Origin of the sequence: Corynebacterium sp. UMB9976 (assembly GCF_030212265.1) — a bacterium.
GTDB lineage: Bacteria > Actinomycetota > Actinomycetes > Mycobacteriales > Mycobacteriaceae > Corynebacterium.
Genome location: NZ_JASODY010000054.1, coordinates 1 through 721 on the forward strand (window position 1 = coordinate 1; position 721 = coordinate 721).

Here is a 721-nt window from a genome sequence, read left to right on the forward strand (position 1 = left end):
TTTGGGCCTCATGGCTTTTATGGAGAGTTTGATCCTGGCTCAGGACGAACGCTGGCGGCGTGCTTAACACATGCAAGTCGAACGGAAAGGCCCCTGCTTGCAGGGGTACTCGAGTGGCGAACGGGTGAGTAACACGTGGGTGATCTGCCCTTCACTTCGGGATAAGCCTGGGAAACTGGGTCTAATACCGGATAGGACCAATCTTTAGTGTGGTTGGTGGAAAGTTTTTTCGGTGGAGGATGAGCCCGCGGCCTATCAGCTTGTTGGTGGGGTAATGGCCTACCAAGGCGACGACGGGTAGCCGGCCTGAGAGGGTGGACGGCCACATTGGGACTGAGACACGGCCCAGACTCCTACGGGAGGCAGCAGTGGGGAATATTGCACAATGGGCGGAAGCCTGATGCAGCGACGCCGCGTGAGGGATGACGGCCTTCGGGTTGTAAACCTCTTTCGCTAGGGAAGAAGCCTTCGGGTGACGGTACCTGGATAAGAAGCACCGGCTAACTACGTGCCAGCAGCCGCGGTAATACGTAGGGTGCGAGCGTTGTCCGGAATTACTGGGCGTAAAGAGCTCGTAGGTGGTTTGTCGCGTCGTCTGTGAAATTCCGGGGCTTAACTCCGGGCGTGCAGGCGATACGGGCAAGCTGGAGTGCTGTAGGGGAGACTGGAATTCCTGGTGTAGCGGTGGAATGCGCAGATATCAGGAGGAACACCGATGGCG

At 57.7% G+C, this 721-nt stretch carries 1 rRNA gene; it reads left to right on the forward strand.

Features of this window, described 5'->3' with window-relative positions:
- Window positions 1-16 precede the first annotated feature (16 nt).
- A 16S ribosomal RNA gene (locus QP140_RS09755) occupies window positions 17-721 on the forward strand; the annotation flags it as partial.